Annotated in this window: 14 protein-coding genes; 9 read left to right on the forward strand and 5 right to left on the reverse strand. The window is 73.3% G+C overall.

The features are described 5' to 3' along the window. Positions 1-221 precede the first annotated feature (221 nt). On the reverse strand, positions 222-1,115 hold the full coding sequence (locus tag JE024_RS13475; RefSeq protein WP_244883168.1) for a DeoR/GlpR family DNA-binding transcription regulator: 894 nt from the start codon (positions 1,113-1,115) through the stop codon (positions 222-224). Between the two features lie 201 nt (positions 1,116-1,316). Next, a complete protein-coding gene (locus JE024_RS13480) occupies positions 1,317-2,756 on the reverse strand; it encodes an NAD(P)H-quinone dehydrogenase (RefSeq protein WP_205373829.1) in 1,440 nt (479 codons plus the stop codon). Between the two features lie 215 nt (positions 2,757-2,971). Here JE024_RS13480 and JE024_RS13485 point away from each other — a divergent pair, with 215 nt between their 5' ends. From JE024_RS13485 to JE024_RS13495, 3 genes are all read left to right on the forward strand, one after another. Then, positions 2,972-3,409, forward strand: a complete 438-nt coding sequence (locus JE024_RS13485) for a gamma-glutamylcyclotransferase family protein (RefSeq protein WP_205373830.1) — start codon at positions 2,972-2,974, stop codon at positions 3,407-3,409. Between the two features lie 135 nt (positions 3,410-3,544). Beyond that, complete coding sequence (locus JE024_RS13490; RefSeq protein ID WP_205373831.1) at positions 3,545-4,375, forward strand: purine-nucleoside phosphorylase; 831 nt, start codon at positions 3,545-3,547, stop codon at positions 4,373-4,375. A 91-nt stretch (positions 4,376-4,466) separates the two neighbouring features. Next, positions 4,467-6,116: a phospho-sugar mutase gene (locus JE024_RS13495; protein ID WP_205373832.1), complete on the forward strand. Its 1,650-nt coding sequence runs from the start codon at positions 4,467-4,469 to the stop codon at positions 6,114-6,116. Between the two features lie 963 nt (positions 6,117-7,079). Here the strand turns inward: JE024_RS13495 and JE024_RS13500 are convergent. Further along, the gene (locus JE024_RS13500) at positions 7,080-7,712 is read right to left on the reverse strand and encodes a PH domain-containing protein (RefSeq protein ID WP_205373833.1); all 633 of its coding nucleotides are present in this window, start codon (positions 7,710-7,712) and stop codon (positions 7,080-7,082) included. A gap of 228 nt (positions 7,713-7,940) precedes the next feature. Here JE024_RS13500 and deoC point away from each other — a divergent pair, with 228 nt between their 5' ends. From deoC to JE024_RS13520, 4 genes are all read left to right on the forward strand, one after another. Further along, complete coding sequence (gene deoC, locus JE024_RS13505; protein ID WP_205376531.1) at positions 7,941-8,888, forward strand: deoxyribose-phosphate aldolase; 948 nt, start codon at positions 7,941-7,943, stop codon at positions 8,886-8,888. Between the two features lie 5 nt (positions 8,889-8,893). Continuing rightward, entirely contained in the window at positions 8,894-10,330 is a 1,437-nt protein-coding gene (locus JE024_RS13510; protein ID WP_205373834.1) for an aldehyde dehydrogenase family protein, read from the forward strand. Further along, complete coding sequence (locus JE024_RS13515; protein WP_205373835.1) at positions 10,323-11,216, forward strand: aldehyde dehydrogenase family protein; 894 nt, start codon at positions 10,323-10,325, stop codon at positions 11,214-11,216. Before JE024_RS13510 ends, JE024_RS13515 begins: the two co-directional genes overlap by 8 nt. Before the next feature lie 177 nt (positions 11,217-11,393). Further along, the gene (locus JE024_RS13520) at positions 11,394-12,206 is read left to right on the forward strand and encodes an LppU/SCO3897 family protein (protein WP_205373836.1); all 813 of its coding nucleotides are present in this window, start codon (positions 11,394-11,396) and stop codon (positions 12,204-12,206) included. Between the two features lie 66 nt (positions 12,207-12,272). Here the strand turns inward: JE024_RS13520 and JE024_RS13525 are convergent, their stop codons facing one another. Further along, on the reverse strand, positions 12,273-12,671 hold the full coding sequence (locus JE024_RS13525) for a hypothetical protein (RefSeq protein WP_205373837.1): 399 nt from the start codon (positions 12,669-12,671) through the stop codon (positions 12,273-12,275). A 177-nt stretch (positions 12,672-12,848) separates the two neighbouring features. Between JE024_RS13525 and JE024_RS13530 the strand changes: the two genes are divergently transcribed. Further along, positions 12,849-13,487 carry a uridine kinase family protein gene (locus JE024_RS13530; protein ID WP_205373838.1) on the forward strand — a complete coding sequence of 213 codons (639 nt, stop codon included), beginning with the start codon at positions 12,849-12,851 and terminating at the stop codon, positions 13,485-13,487. A 262-nt stretch (positions 13,488-13,749) separates the two neighbouring features. Here JE024_RS13530 and JE024_RS13535 read toward each other — a convergent pair whose 3' ends face one another. Then, a complete protein-coding gene (locus tag JE024_RS13535; protein ID WP_205373839.1) occupies positions 13,750-14,484 on the reverse strand; it encodes a SigE family RNA polymerase sigma factor in 735 nt (244 codons plus the stop codon). A gap of 169 nt (positions 14,485-14,653) precedes the next feature. Between JE024_RS13535 and afsQ1 the strand changes: the two genes are divergently transcribed. After that, positions 14,654-15,331 (forward strand): two-component system response regulator AfsQ1, encoded by a 678-nt coding sequence (gene afsQ1, locus JE024_RS13540; RefSeq protein ID WP_187283180.1) that lies wholly within the window; start codon positions 14,654-14,656, stop codon positions 15,329-15,331. Positions 15,332-15,343: the final 12 nt, after the last annotated feature.

Raw genomic sequence — 15,343 nt, forward strand, 5'->3', positions numbered from 1 at the left:
CGGCCCCAGCCGCACACGAGCGCCCTGTCCGGCCCGTTGGAACCCGGGCGGCCCGGCCCGTGCGGAGGCCATCGCGCCGCGCGCGATGCAGCGACAACCGGCCGAAGCCAGCCCCAGAGGGGCGCATCCACCGGCGGACCGCCCACGCCCCGGCCCGGCGAAAGCCTCCGAGCCACGGGGTCGCACCCGCGCGCGGAGCCGGCCACTACCGCGGAGCGGGCTCAGCGGCGCCGGAGGTCGGCGACACGGGCCGCCGGACGCTCGGGGTGGGCGTCCGGCGACAGCCCGCCGGCGGCGCTGCGCAGCCCCGTACGCGTACGGCGCTGGCCGGGGAGCGGGACGTCGTGGCGGGCGGGCCCGGCGGGCGCCTCCGCCCCGGCGACCGCGATCTGCACGCCCTGGTCCGCGAGCGCCTGGAGCTCCGTCGCGGCCCGGTCGTCGTGCACCGGCGGCTCGTCGGTCACCAGGCGGGTGATCACGTCCGTCGGCACGGTCTGGAACATGGTGTCGGTGCCGAGCTTGGTGTGGTCCGCGAGGACCACGACCTCCGCCGCGGCCTGCACCAGCGCCCGGTCCACGCTCGCCGAGAGCATGTTGGAGGTGGACAGGCCCCGCTCGGCCGTGAGGCCGCTCCCGGAGAGGAAGGCGCGGGACACCCGCAGCCCCTGGAGGGACTGCTCGGCACCGCTGCCGACCAGGGCGTAGTTGGAGCCGCGCAGCGTGCCACCGGTCATCACGACCTCGACCCGGTTGGCGTGCGCCAGCGCCTGGGCGACCAGCAGGGAGTTGGTGACGACGGTCAGACCGGGGACGCGGGCGAGCCGGCGGGCCAGCTCCTGCGTGGTCGTCCCGGCGCCGACGACGATGGCCTCGCCCTCTTCGACGAGGCCGGCGGCGACGTCGGCGATGGCCGTCTTCTCGGCCGTGGCGGACAGGGACTTCTGCGGGAAGCCGGATTCACGGGTGAATCCGCCCGGCAGGACCGCACCGCCGTGGCGGCGGTCGAGGAGTCCTTCTGCCTCCAGTGCCCGCACGTCCCGCCGTACGGTCACTTCGGAGGTCTGGACGACGCGGGCGAGCTCCCGGAGCGACACGGCTCCGTTGGCGCGCACCATTTCGAGGATCAACTGACGACGTTCTGCAGCGAACACAAAACTGACAGTAACCCCACCGCCCGTCAGTTTTCAGCTCTATGCACCGGATATCGGAAATTGCGCACTTGGGAGGCCGCCAAGTGATATAGACGGCCTCCCAGTTGATCGCATCGCGCGCGGAGTGCCCGGGGTTCGCCGGGTTTCTTCCCCCGGCGGGGGCCGTCAGCCCTCGCCCTCGGTCTTCCGGGTGTGGAGCTGACGTGCCACTTCGGCGATCGAACCCGACAGAGACGGGTACACGGTGAACGCGTTCGCGATCTGTTCCACCGTCAGGTTGTTGTCGACCGCGATCGAGATGGGGTGGATCAGTTCCGAGGCGCGCGGCGAGACGACCACGCCGCCGACGACGATCCCGGTGCCCGGCCGGCAGAAGATCTTGACGAAGCCGTCCCGGATGCCCTGCATCTTGGCGCGCGGGTTGCGCAGCAGCGGCAGCTTGACGACCCGGGCGTCGATCTTGCCCGCGTCCACGTCCGCCTGGGTGTAGCCGACGGTGGCGATCTCCGGGTCGGTGAAGACGTTGGACGACACCGTCTTGAGGTTCAGCGGCGCGACCGCGTCGCCGAGGAAGTGGTACATCGCGATGCGGCCCTGCATCGCCGCGACCGACGCCAGCGCGAAGATCCCGGTGACGTCGCCGGCCGCGTAGACGCCCGGCGCCGAGGTGCGCGACACCTTGTCCGTCCAGATGTGGCCCGAGTCCTTCAGCCGGACCCCCGCCTCCTCCAGGCCCATGCCCGCGGTGTTCGGGATGGCGCCGACCGCCATCAGGCAGTGGGTGCCGGAGATGACCCGGCCGTCGGAGAGGGTGACCTCGACCCGGTCGCCCACGCGCTTGGCGGACTCCGCGCGCGAGCGCGCCATCACGTTCATCCCGCGCCGGCGGAACACGTCCTCCAGCACCGCCGCCGCGTCCGGGTCCTCGCCCGGCAGGACCCGGTCGCGGGAGGAGACCAGGGTGACCCGCGAGCCGAGGGCCTGGTAGGCGCCCGCGAACTCGGCGCCCGTGACACCGGAGCCGACCACGATGAGCTCCTCCGGGAGCTCGGTCAGGTCGTAGACCTGCGTCCAGTTCAGGATGCGCTCGCCGTCGGGCTGGGCGTCCGGGATCTCGCGGGGGTGGCCGCCGGTCGCGATCAGCACGGCGTCCGCGGTGAGCGTCTCCTCGGTGCCGTCGCCGGCCCGCACGATCACCTTGCGGGAGCCGTCCACGGACTGCTGCCCGTCCAGCCGGCCGCGGCCGCGCATCACCCGCGCGCCCGCCCGGGTGACGGAGGCGGTGATGTCGTGCGACTGGGCGAGCGCCAGGCGCTTCACACGGCGGTTGACCTTCCCGAGATCGACGCCGACGACCCGGGCCGCCTGCTCGATGTGCGGGGTGTCGTCGGCCACGATGATGCCGAGTTCCTCGTAGGAGGAGTCGAAGGTCGTCATGACCTCGGCCGTGGCGATCAGGGTCTTCGACGGCACGCAGTCGGTCAGCACCGATGCCCCGCCCAGACCGTCGCAGTCGACGACGGTCACCTCCGCGCCGAGCTGGGCGGCCACCAGGGCCGCCTCGTATCCGCCGGGTCCGCCGCCGATGATCACGATCCGGGTCACTGAAAAGTCCGCCTCGCATTGTCGATCCCGGCCCGCCTGCCCGCTCCGCCGGGGGTCCGGGGAGGTCCCCGGGGGAATGCAGTACGTACTTCATTGTCCCGCACCGCGCGGGTGTTCTCGCCACGGGGGCGGCGGTGCCCGCGGGGGGCGCCGGGCGGGCGGCCCCGCTCCGGCGTGTCCCCGCTCCCGCCCCGCGCTCCCGTACCCTCGATCCCATGTCGCTCTACGCCGCGTACGCCGGCAACCTCGACGCGCGGCTGATGACCCGCCGCGCACCGCACTCCCCGCTGCGCAGCACGGGCTGGCTGAACGGCTGGCGCCTGACCTTCGGCGGGGAGCAGATGGGCTGGGAGGGCGCCCTGGCCACCATCGTCGAGGCGCCGCGTTCCCAGGTCTTCGTCGCGCTGTACGACATCGCGCCGATGGACGAGGACTCCATGGACCGCTGGGAGGGCGTGGGGCTCGACATCTACCGCCGGATGCGGGTGCGGGTGCACACGCTCGACGGCGAGGAGCCGGCCTGGGTGTACGTGCTCAACGCCTACGAGGGCGGCCTGCCCTCCGCCCGCTACCTGGGCGAGCTCGCGGACGCGGCGGAGTCGGCCGGCGCACCCCACGACTACGTGATGGAGCTGCGCAAGCGCCCCTGCTGACCCGCCGGTCCCGGGGCCCGCACGACGCGCGGCCGTCATCCGGCCGTCATTCGTCGGAAACGACAAGACAACGATCCGAGGACCGTACGCGGCGTCATCTACGCGCGTAGGGATTCACGGGTTACCCTCATCGGCGTGAACGCATCTGTGAATCCGGACTCCCTCGGCCCTCTCGCCGACCCCCATGCCGCGGCCGACCAGGCCGCCGCGCGCCTGCGCGAGCTGACCGGCACCGGGACTCATGACGTCGCGCTGGTGATGGGCTCCGGCTGGGCCCCCGCGGTGGACGCGCTCGGCGCCCCCGAGGCGGAGTTCCCCGTCACCGATCTGCCCGGGTTCCCGCCCCCGGCCGTCGAGGGCCACGGCGGCACGGTCCGCTCCTACCGCATCGGCGACAAGCACGCGCTCGTCTTCCTCGGCCGTACGCACTTCTACGAGGGCCGCGGCGTGGCCGCCGTCGCCCACGGCGTGCGCACCGCCGTCGCCGCCGGCTGCAAGACCGTCGTGCTCACCAACGGCTGCGGCGGCCTCCGCGAGGGCATGCGCCCCGGCCAGCCGGTGCTCATCAGCGACCACATCAACCTGACGGCCGCCTCGCCGATCATCGGCGCCAACTTCGTCGACCTGACCGACCTGTACTCGCCGCGGCTGCGGGCCCTGTGCAAGGAGGTGGACGAGACGCTGGAGGAAGGCGTGTACGTCCAGTTCCCCGGCCCGCACTACGAGACCCCGGCCGAGATCGGCATGGTCCGCGTCATGGGCGGCGACCTGGTGGGCATGTCCACCGTGCTGGAGGCCATCGCCGCCCGCGAGGCGGGCGCCGAGGTGCTCGGCATCTCCCTCGTCACCAACCTCGCCGCCGGCCTGTCGGGCGAGCCGCTGAACCACGAGGAGGTCCTCCAGGCCGGCCGCGACTCGGCCGCCCGGATGGGGACGCTGCTGGCCCGGGTGCTGGAACGCCTCTGACCCCCGGCGCGGGCGGCTGGGCGGGCGGCGGGGCCGCCGGCACTCCACCACGACGATCATCCTGACGATCACCACGAGAGGCGGACCAACCGTGCAGCACGACGTCATCACGCGGGCCCGGGCATGGCTGGCGGAGGACCCCGACCCCGAGACCCGCGCCGAACTCGCCGCGCTCCTCGACGCCGGGGACCTCGACGCGCTCGGTGAGCGGTTCGCCGGCACGCTCCAGTTCGGCACCGCCGGCCTGCGCGGCGAGCTGGGCGCCGGGCCCATGCGGATGAACCGGGTGGTCGTCATCCGCGCCGCCGCGGGCCTCGCCGCCTACCTCAAGGCCAAGGGCCGCGGCGACGGACTGGTCGTCGTCGGATACGACGCCCGCCACAAGTCCGCCGACTTCGCCCGCGACACCGCCGCCGTGATGACCGCCGCCGGGCTGCGGGCCGCCGTCCTGCCCCGCCCGCTGCCCACCCCGGTCCTCGCCTTCGCCATAAGGCACCTCGGGGCCGTCGCCGGGGTCGAGGTCACCGCCAGCCACAACCCGCCCCGCGACAACGGCTACAAGGTCTACCTCGGCGACGGCAGCCAGATCGTGCCCCCCGCCGACCGGGAGATCGCCGACGCCATCGACGCGATCGCGAGCATCGACGACGTCCCGCGCGCCGACAAGGGCTGGCGGACCCTCGGCGACGAGGTCCTGCGCGCCTACCTGGAGCGCACCGACGCCGTGCTCTCCCCCCACTCCCCGCGCACCGCCCGCGTCGTCTACACCGCGATGCACGGCGTCGGCCGCGAGGTGCTGACCGCCGCCTTCGCCCGGGCCGGCTTCCCGCCGCCCGCGCTGGTGGCCGAACAGGCCGACCCGGACCCGGAGTTCCCCACCGTGGCGTTCCCCAATCCGGAGGAACCCGGCGCCATGGACCTCGCCTTCGAGGCGGCCCGGGCCGTCGCGCCCGACGCGGTCATCGCCAACGACCCCGACGCGGACCGCTGCGCCGTCGCCGTGCCGGACGCCTCCGCCGAGGGCGGCTGGCGCATGCTCCGCGGCGACGAGGTCGGCGCGCTGCTCGCCGCGCACCTCGTCCGCAAGGACGCGTCGGGCGTCTTCGCCGCCTCGATCGTCTCCTCCTCCCTCCTCGGCCGGATCGCCGCCGCCGCGGGCCTCCCCCACGAGGAGACCCTCACCGGCTTCAAGTGGATCGCCCGCGTGGAGGGGCTGCGCTACGGCTACGAGGAGGCGCTCGGCTACTGCGTCGACCCCGGCGGCGTGCGCGACAAGGACGGCATCACGGCGGCGCTGCTCGTCACCGAGCTGGTCTCCGAGCTCAAGGAGCAGGGTCGGACGCTGACGGACCTGCTCGACGAGCTGGCCGTCGAGCACGGCCTGCACGCCACCGACCAGCTCTCCGTGCGCGTCGAGGACCTGACCGTCATCGCCGACGCCATGCGCACCCTGCGCGAGCACCCGCCGGAGTCCCTGGCGGGGCTGCGGGTCGTCTCCGCGGAGGACCTCACGGAGGGGTCGGCGAAGCTGCCCCCGACGGACGGGCTGCGGTATCACCTGGACGGTGAGTACACGGCCCGGGTCATCGTCCGCCCGAGCGGCACGGAGCCCAAGCTCAAGTGCTACCTGGAGGTCGTCGTCCCCGTCCCGTCCGCCCCCGCGCTGCCCGCCGCGCGTGACGCGGCGGGCGTGGTCCTGGCGGCCCTGAAGCGCGACCTGTCCGTCGCGGCCGGGCTCTGAGGGGGGCCTCCTGGTTCCGGGGGCGCTCGGGCAGGGGTTGCCGGTCCCGTGCCGGCCGGGCTGATGGGGCTGGGGGCGTCCGCCGCGTGGTGGCCGGTGGTCGTGGCGCACCCCCGCTGCGCGCGGGGTGCGCTGGTGCCGGGCGGGCTGTTCCGGCGTGCCGGCCGGTGGTCGCGCACCCACGCTGCGCGCGGGTGTCCTCAAGCGCCGGACGGGCTGGGGTTGCCCGAGCACGGTCCGGTTGGTGCGGGTGCCGTTGGGGCGCTGCGGGGGTGGGTGCGGGCGAGGCTCGCCCGGGGTTGGCCCGTCCCTAGCTCGACGACCGTTTTATCGCCCTCACCCACCCCCTCCGCGCCCCCGCCCACGGGAACCGGCCCGTCCATCGTGGCGGAGGGGGTACTTCAGCCCCTCCGGCGCTTGACCACACCTGTGCGCAGCACGGTGCCACAACCCACGAACCGGCCCCGCCCGGGCACCCTCAGCCCGTCCGGCGCTTGAGGACACCGCGCGCAGCACGGTGCCGCGACCGACGAACCCGGGCACCCTCAGCCCGTCCGGCGATTGAGGACACCGTGCGCAGCGCGGTGCTGCGACCACCGGCCCGCAGGCGGGTCGATCCCACCACCAAGGGCGGACCGGTCCGCAGGCCCCGGGGACGGGGCGCGCAGGGGGCGTGGGCGGGCGATAAAACGGTCGTCGAGCTAGGGCAACGCAGGATAGGGCGAGCCTCGCCCGCACACGCCCCCGGAGCGACCCGGGACCCCCACCCCACGAACCGGGCCCAGGCCGGGCAACCCCAGCCCGTCCGGCGCTTGAGGACACCCGCGCGCAGCGGGGGTGCGCCACGACCACCGGCCGGCACAGGGCCGGAACAGCCCGCCCGGCACCAGGGCACCCCGCCCGCAGCGGGGGTGCGGGCACACGACGGCCCCCACGCCGGAACAGCCCCGAAACCAGAAGCCCCTACAGTGCCAGCAGCACCAGCGCGAGCACCGCCCCCGCGCCCAGGGGGGCGAGCAGTTCGAAGGCCCAGCGGGTGGTCGGCTCGCCCTGGGCCTCGGGCCGGCCCCCGAGCCGCTCCGCCGTCGCGCGGAGTTCCGCGATCGTGCGGTCGGCCGGCGCCATGCGGGACTCATCGTCGGAGACGTCCGCCGTGACGGACGTCCGCCCGTGCGGGTCGTCCGCCGCGCGCTGCATCTGCCGCCGGGCCGCCCGCTTGCGCTGCCGCAGCGAGACGGGGATGGCCCAGAGCTGGTACTTGGTGCCGGACTGCGTGACGAGCTCGCTCGAGTAGCTCGCGCGCACGTCCGCGACGGCGCCCCACGGCACGGTGACGGTACGGAAGGGGTTGCGGATCCGCAGCCGCTCGTCGTTGACGTGGACCGCGGGCCGGAAGGTGAAGGCGACGATCAGGGGGACGGCGAACAGGGCGACGGTCAGCGCCACCCAGGGCGCCCGGCCCTCCCCCCGGACGGCCGCGTCGACGACGATCCAGCCGATGATCGCGAGCAGCAGCCCGCCGCCGGCCATGGCGGCGGGCGACCGGAAGACCCGGTCGGCGTAGGTGGGCTCGGCGGGCGGCTCGGAACTCGTCATGGGTCCGATTCTGCCGCACCGGCTCCCGTCGCCCCACGACAGGAGCCCCGCGCCCCCGGGGACACCGGGCCCAGGGGGCGGGCGCCGAAGGGCGGGGCCCCCGCCCCGGGGGCTCCCGGGGCGGGACCGGCGCGCCCCGCCCCGGGAGCCCCCCGCCCCGGCCCCCGGCCGGAACTCCCTCCCCCCTGTACAGGTCGCTACGCGCGTAGATATGCTCATCTGGTGACCATGCCCACCAATGCACCAGCACTCGCCGACGTGACCGCGTCCGACGGTGCGCTGCGCCGCTTCCTGCACGGGCTGCCCGGCGTCGACGCCGTCGGCCTGGAAGCGCGCGCCGCCTCCCTCGGCACCCGTTCGATCAAGACCACGGCGAAGGCGTACGCCATCGACCTGGCCATCTCGATGATCGACCTCACGACGCTCGAAGGCGCGGACACCCCGGGCAAGGTCCGGGCGCTCGCCGCCAAGGCCGTCAATCCCGATCCGACCGACCGCACGACCCCGAGAACCGCCGCCGTCTGCGTCTACCCCGACATGGTGGCGACGGCCAGGGCCGCGCTGGCGGGCTCCGGTGTGAAGGTCGCCTCCGTGGCCACCGCCTTCCCCGCGGGCCGTGCCGCCCTCGACGTGAAGCTCGCGGACGTGGCGGACGCCGTCGCCGCCGGCGCGGACGAGATCGACATGGTGATCGACCGGGGGGCCTTCCTCGCCGGGAAGTACCTGAAGGTGTACGAGGAGATCCGCGCGGTCAAGGAGGCCTCCGGCGAAGCCCGGCTCAAGGTCATCTTCGAGACCGGTGAGCTCTCCACGTACGACAACATCCGCCGGGCCTCGTGGATCGGCATGATGGCGGGCGCGGACTTCATCAAGACGTCGACCGGCAAGGTCGCGGTCAACGCCACCCCGGCGAACACCCTGCTGATGCTGGAGGCCGTGCGCGACTTCCGGGAGCAGACTGGAGTGCAGGTGGGCGTCAAGCCCGCCGGCGGGATCCGTACCTCGAAGGACGCGATCAAGTTCCTGGTCCTGGTGAACGAGACCGCCGGCGAGGACTGGCTGGACAACCACTGGTTCCGCTTCGGCGCGTCGAGTCTCCTCAACGACCTGCTGATGCAGCGGCAGAAGCTCGCCACCGGCCGCTACTCCGGCCCCGACTACGTGACAGTGGACTGATCATCATGGGTTCCGTATTCGAGTACGCACCGGCCCCCGAGTCGCGGTCGGTCGTCGACATCGCCCCCTCGTACGGGCTGTTCATCGACGGTGAGTTCACCGACGCCGCGGAGGGCAAGGTCTTCAAGACCGTCTCGCCGTCCAGCGAGGAGGTGCTCGCCGAGGTCGCGCGGGCCGGCGAGGCCGATGTGGACCGGGCGGTGAAGGCGGCCCGCAAGGCGTTCGAGAAGTGGTCGGCGCTGCCGGGTGCCGAGCGCGCCAAGTACCTGTTCCGGATCGCCCGGATCATCCAGGAGCGCAGCCGTGAGCTGGCGGTCCTGGAGACGCTGGACAACGGCAAGCCGATCAAGGAGACCCGCGACGCGGACCTCCCGCTGGTCGCCGCGCACTTCTTCTACTACGCGGGCTGGGCCGACAAGCTCGACCACGCCGGCTACGGCCCCGCGCCGCGGCCGCTCGGTGTCGCGGGCCAGGTCATCCCGTGGAACTTCCCCCTGCTGATGCTGGCGTGGAAGATCGCCCCGGCGCTGGCGACGGGCAACACCGTCGTGCTGAAGCCTGCCGAGACGACCCCTCTGTCCGCGCTGTTCTTCGCCGACATCTGCCGTCAGGCCGGGCTCCCCAGGGGTGTCGTGAACATCCTGACGGGCTACGGGGACACCGGTGCCGCGCTGGTCGGCCACCCGGACGTGGACAAGGTCGCCTTCACCGGCTCCACGGCGGTCGGCCGGGCCATCGCCCGGCAGGTCGCCGGCACCCGCAAGAAGGTCACCCTGGAGCTGGGCGGCAAGGGCGCCAACATCGTCTTCGACGACGCCCCGATCGACCAGGCCGTCGAGGGCATCGTCAACGGGATCTTCTTCAACCAGGGCCAGGTCTGCTGCGCGGGCTCGCGGCTGCTGGTCCAGGAGTCGGTCGAGGACGAGCTGCTGGACTCCCTGAAGCGCCGGCTGTCCACGCTGCGTCTCGGCGACCCGCTGGACAAGAACACGGACATCGGGGCGATCAACTCCGAGGAGCAGCTCTCCCGGATCACCACGCTGGTGGAGGCGGGCGAGGCGGAGGGCGCCGAGCGCTGGTCGCCCGCGTGCGAGCTGCCGTCGGCCGGCTACTGGTTCGCGCCGACGCTCTTCACGGGCGTCACCCAGGCGCACACCGTCGCCCGTGACGAGATCTTCGGCCCGGTGCTGTCGGTGCTGACGTTCCGCACGCCGGACGAGGCGGTCGCCAAGGCGAACAACAGCCAGTACGGCCTCTCCGCCGGCATCTGGACGGAGAAGGGCTCGCGCATCCTCGCGGTGGCGAACAAGCTCCGCGCGGGTGTGGTGTGGGCCAACACGTTCAACAAGTTCGACCCGACCTCGCCCTTCGGCGGCTACAAGGAGTCGGGCTTCGGCCGCGAGGGCGGCCGTCACGGTCTGGAGGCCTACCTCGATGTCTGAGCCGATGCGCCTGAGCGTCTTCAAGACCTACAAGCTGTACGTCGGGGGCAAGTTCCCCCGCTCCGAGAGCGGCCGGGTGTACGAGGTGACGGACTCGAAGAAGGGCAAGTGGCTCGCGAACGCGCCGCTCTCCTCCCGCAAGGACGCCCGTGACGCGGTCGTCGCCGCGCGCAAGGCGTTCGGCGGCTGGTCCGGGGCGACCGCGTACAACCGCGGCCAGGTCCTCTACCGCGTCGCGGAGATGCTGGAGGGCCGCAAGGGCCAGTTCGTGCAGGAGGTCGCCGACGCCGAGGGCCTGTCGAAGTCGAAGGCCGCCGGCGTCGTCGACGCGACGATCGACCGCTGGGTCTGGTACGCGGGCTGGACGGACAAGATCGCGCAGGTCGTGGGCGGTGCCAACCCGGTGGCGGGCCCGTACTTCAACCTGTCCACGCCCGAGCCGACGGGCGTGGTGACGGTGCTGGCGCCGCAGGAGTCCTCGTTCCTGGGCCTGGTCTCGGTCCTCGCGCCGGTCATCGCGACCGGCAACACGGCCGTGGTGATCGCCTCCGAGAAGGCGCCGCTGCCGGCCCTGTCCCTGGGCGAGGTGCTGGCCACCTCCGACGTGCCGGGCGGCGTGGTCAACGTGCTCTCCGGCCGCACGGCGGAGATCGCGGCGCCGCTCGCCGCGCACCAGGACGTCAACGGCATCGACCTGACCGGCGCCGACGAGGTGCTGGCCAAGGAGCTGGAGGCTGCCGCGGCGGAGAACCTCAAGCGCGTCCTGCGTCCACAGGCTGTGGATTTCTCCGCGGACCCCGGCACCCGGCGTCTGACGGCGTTCCTGGAGACCAAGACGGTCTGGCACCCGACCGGTTCGCTCGGCGCCTCCGGTTCCGCCTACTGACCGGCTCCGCGGGTTCCTCTCCGTCCGGAGGAGCCCGCGGCCCGCACGGCCCCGACGGGCAGCGCCCGTCGGGGCCGTGCGCTGTCCGGGCGGCGGACCCGGGGTCGGGCGGTAGCGGGGGCTCCGGTACTGTCCGCGTTCTTACGCCGCACATACATCTGCTCCCCGGGGGAACACATGACCGTCCAGCCGCCGTCCGGCAATCCCTTCGCCGCCCAGCCCGGCCAGCCCGCACAGCCCGCACAGGGCAACCCGTACGCCACGGTCCCGCCGCAGAACTCCGGCAACCCCTTCGCGCAGGGCCAGCCCCAGGGGCAGCCGCAGGGCCAGCCGCAGAACTCCGGCAACCCGTTCGCGCCCGGCGCGCCGCAGGGCGGCCCCGCCGGTGTGCCGGGCGGCTGTCAGTTCTGCGGCAGCGTCCCCGCGGCCGAGGCGACGGTCCGCGCCCGTCAGGGCATGATCATCGCCAACCGGACCCAGAAGGTGGAGGGCCACTTCTGCCGCTCCTGCGGCATGGCCGTCCACCGCGAACTGAGCGCGAAGACGCTGCTCCAGGGCTGGTGGAGCGTCCAGTCGTTCCTGCTCACCCCGTTCACCCTGATCGGCAACCTGAGCGCCCGCGGCAAGTTCAAGAAGCTCGCCGAGCCGTCGGGCGGCTTCCAGCAGCCGATGACGCCGGGCAAGCCGATCATGCGGCGGGCCGCGGCCGTCGGCGTCCTGGTCCCGCTGGCGCTGGTCGGCGCCATCGTGACCGCCGTCGTCATGGACGACAGCGCCGGCACCGCGAGCGCGGGCGACTGCGTGCGCAACAACGGCACCACGATCGACCCGGACATCGCCGTGGTCGAATGCGGCTCGGCCGAGGCGCAGTTCAAGGTGGCCGAGCGCCACGACGGCACCGTCGCGCAGTGCGACCGCAACCGCTTCTCCGAGTACCGCGAGTACGGGGGCAGCAGCGACTTCACCCTCTGCCTGGAGCCCCTGCCGTAGGGCACCGGCCCGCACACCGCCGGGGCCGCCGGACGCACGCGTCCGGCGGCCCCGTGCGCGCACGGCTCAGGGCAGCAGCCCCTGTGCCACGGGCCCGGCGACCGGCAGGTCCTCCAGGGCCTGGCCGCGGGTGATGTTGTCCGTGACCAGCGCGGTGCTGACCGGCTGGAAGTCGGCGACCTGGGTGCCCACCGCGTTGTCGAGCGGGTCCACCCCGGTGTTGGCCAGCGGGTGGAGCTGGAGACTCTTCAGTTCGCCGACGCCCGCCACCGAGTTGGCGGCGAGACCGGTCGCCGCGCCCAGCGGCACGGCGCCCAGCACGGACTCCGCGCCGACGGGCGCTGCCGCGGGCGCCGCCTGTGCCGAGACGGCCCCCGCGCCGAGCGCCGCGCCCGCCGCGGCGACGGTCAGGCCGGCGCGCAGCAGGGTGCCGCGGCGGGGGGAGGGAGCTGCGTGTCGAGCCATGGTCTGTCCTTCTCCTGGAGTCCTGGGTACGAGGTCCGGTGGCGGTGCGCCCGGGCCGCGGCCGGTGGCGAGGTCCGGTGACGGCGGCGGCGCGGAGCGCGGATGTGACGCGTCGCTCGGTACCGACCGCGTCCCCGGGGGTCCCACGGGGGCGTCCATGCGTCAGACTTGTCTCCCGTGAGTTCCCAACCCATCCCGACCCGCGTCGTGCTGCTCGCGGGCCCTTCCGGTTCCGGAAAGTCGTCCCTCGCCGCCCGTACCGGACTGCCGGTGCTGCGCCTGGACGACTTCTACAAAGAGGGCAACGACCCGACACTCCCCCGGGTGACGGGCAGCGCCGACATCGACTGGGACTCACCCGCGTCCTGGGACGCGGACGCGGCGGTCGCCGCGATCGGCGAACTGTGCGGGACGGGCCGCACCGACGTCCCGGTGTACGACCTGGCCACCAGCTCCCGCGTCGGCCACGACACGTTCGACATCGAGCGGACCCCGCTGTTCGTCGCCGAGGGCATCTTCGCCGCCGACATAGTGCGGCGCTGCCAGGAACTGGGCGTGCTCGCGGACGCGCTGTGCCTGCGCGGCCGCCCGTCCACCACGTTCCGCCGCCGGCTCGCGCGTGATCTGCGCGAGGGCCGCAAGTCGGTGCCGTTCCTGCTGCGGCGCGGCTGGCGGCTGATGCGGGCGGAGCGCGGGATCGTCGCCCGTCAGGCGTCGCTGGGCGCCCACCCGTGCGGCAAGGCGGAGGCGCTGGGCCGGCTCACGGACGCGGCGGCCGGCCGGTGCCGGGTCCCCGCGGCGCGCCAGGCGGCCTGAGGCTCCGGCCGCGCACCGGCCCCGGACCGGTCTCCGGCCCCCGGACACGGAAGCGGGGCCGGACAGAACCCCCCGGCCTGTCCGGCCCCACTTCTCCCCCGTGGATCCCCGTGTCCCCCGTGGATCCCTGCCGCCGCCTCCCCCGACGCGACGGGCCGTGCGTCCCCCGTGCTCCCCCGTTTTCCCCCGTGGTGCCGGGATCCCCGTTCCCCCGTGGATCCCTCCCCGTTCCGCCGCCTCCCCCGACGCGGCGGTCGTGCCCTCAGGCCACCAGCTCGCCGAAGGACTCCTCCTCGTCACGGCCGAAGCTGAGGACCTCGTCCTCGCGCAGCCGGCGGAGCGACCGCCAGATGCTCGACTTCACCGTGCCGACACTGATGTCCAGGATGTCCGCGATCTCCGGGTCGGTGCGGCCCTCGTAGTACCGCAGGACCAGCATCGTGCGCTGGAGTTCGGGAAGCCTGGCGAGCGCCTGCCACAGCACGGCGCGCAGCTCGGTACCCCGCATCGCGTCGGTGTCGCCCGCCGTCTCCGGCAGCTCCTCCGTCGGGTACTCGTTGAGCTTGCGCCGGCGCCAGGCGCTGATGTGCAGATTGGTCATGGTGCGGCGCAGGTAGCCGCCGACCGCCGCCTTGTCGCTGATCCGGTCCCACGCCCGGTAGGTCGAGAACAGCGCGCTCTGCAGCAGGTCCTCGGCCTCGTAGCGGTCGCCGGTCAGGTGGTAGGCGGTCGCGTACAGAGAGGCGCGGCGTTCCTGGACGTAGGCGGTGAACTCCGCCTCCGACAGGGACGCCGGCTCCCCCGTTCCCTCTCCGTACGCGGACCGCCCGGTCCCTGTCGCGGCATCCACCACCGCCATGTACGGCGCCTTGTGCTGCCGCCCGGCGCCGCGAACGCACCCCCGTCCGGTCACGGCGCCGGACTTCTCCGGTCCCCGCACGACGTCGTGGAGACGCGTGACAACTGCGCTTGAGGTTGTGCTGTGCAGTGCGTTCATCTCGCGCCCCCCGTCGAGTGGAGTCCGGTCGTTCCGTGTGATGAGAACTCTGCCCGGGCACTTTCATCGCGGTGTCCGCCGATTGTCACAGGCACGTCACAGAGGACTTCGCAACCGGTGATGCTCCGGGGGAGTCGTCCCCGCGCTGCCCATGGGCCAGAATGGGCCCGTGCCTTTCCTGTTGCTGATCGAGGACGACGACGCCATCCGCACGGCCCTCGAACTCTCCCTGTCCCGCCAGGGCCACCGTGTGGCCACCGCGGCGACGGGAGAGGACGGTCTCCAGCTTCTGCGCGAGCAGCGGCCGGATCTGGTCGTGCTCGATGTGATGCTGCCCGGTATCGACGGCTTCGAGGTGTGCCGCCGCATCAGGCGCACCGATCAGCTGCCGATCATCCTGCTGACCGCCCGCAGCGACGACATCGACGTCGTCGTCGGGCTGGAGTCCGGCGCCGACGACTACGTCGTCAAACCGGTGCAGGGACGGGTGCTGGACGCCCGTATCCGCGCCGTGCTGCGCCGCGGCGAGCGGGAGTCGACCGACTCCGCGACCTTCGGCTCGCTGGTCATCGACCGGTCCGCGATGACCGTCACCAAGAACGGCGACGACCTCCAGCTCACGCCGACCGAGCTGCGGCTGCTGCTGGAGCTCAGCCGCCGGCCCGGACAGGCCCTGTCCCGGCAGCAGTTGCTGCGGCTGGTGTGGGAGCACGACTACCTGGGCGACTCGCGCCTGGTGGACGCCTGTGTGCAGCGGCTGCGGGCCAAGGTGGAGGACGTGCCCTCCTCGCCGACCCTGATCCGCACGGTGCGCGGCGTCGGCTACCGGCTGGACGTACCGCAGTGATCCACGGGTTCG

Source organism: Streptomyces zhihengii (assembly GCF_016919245.1).
GTDB classification, from domain to species: Bacteria; Actinomycetota; Actinomycetes; order Streptomycetales; family Streptomycetaceae; genus Streptomyces; species Streptomyces zhihengii.

Excerpts from the sequence above, each read along its gene's own strand:
- JE024_RS13475 (WP_244883168.1), bottom strand. The coding sequence starts at position 1,115 with ATGGTGCGCGCCAACGGAGCCGTGTCGCTCCGGGAGCTCGCCCGCGTC.
- JE024_RS13485 (WP_205373830.1), top strand. The coding sequence starts at position 2,972 with ATGTCGCTCTACGCCGCGTACGCCGGCAACCTCGACGCGCGGCTGATG.
- JE024_RS13500 (WP_205373833.1), bottom strand. The coding sequence starts at position 7,712 with ATGACGAGTTCCGAGCCGCCCGCCGAGCCCACCTACGCCGACCGGGTC.
- deoC (WP_205376531.1), top strand. The coding sequence starts at position 7,941 with ATGCCCACCAATGCACCAGCACTCGCCGACGTGACCGCGTCCGACGGT.
- JE024_RS13510 (WP_205373834.1), top strand. The coding sequence starts at position 8,894 with ATGGGTTCCGTATTCGAGTACGCACCGGCCCCCGAGTCGCGGTCGGTC.
- JE024_RS13515 (WP_205373835.1), top strand. The coding sequence starts at position 10,323 with ATGTCTGAGCCGATGCGCCTGAGCGTCTTCAAGACCTACAAGCTGTAC.
- JE024_RS13520 (WP_205373836.1), top strand. The coding sequence starts at position 11,394 with ATGACCGTCCAGCCGCCGTCCGGCAATCCCTTCGCCGCCCAGCCCGGC.
- JE024_RS13525 (WP_205373837.1), bottom strand. The coding sequence starts at position 12,671 with ATGGCTCGACACGCAGCTCCCTCCCCCCGCCGCGGCACCCTGCTGCGC.
- JE024_RS13535 (WP_205373839.1), bottom strand. The coding sequence starts at position 14,484 with ATGAACGCACTGCACAGCACAACCTCAAGCGCAGTTGTCACGCGTCTC.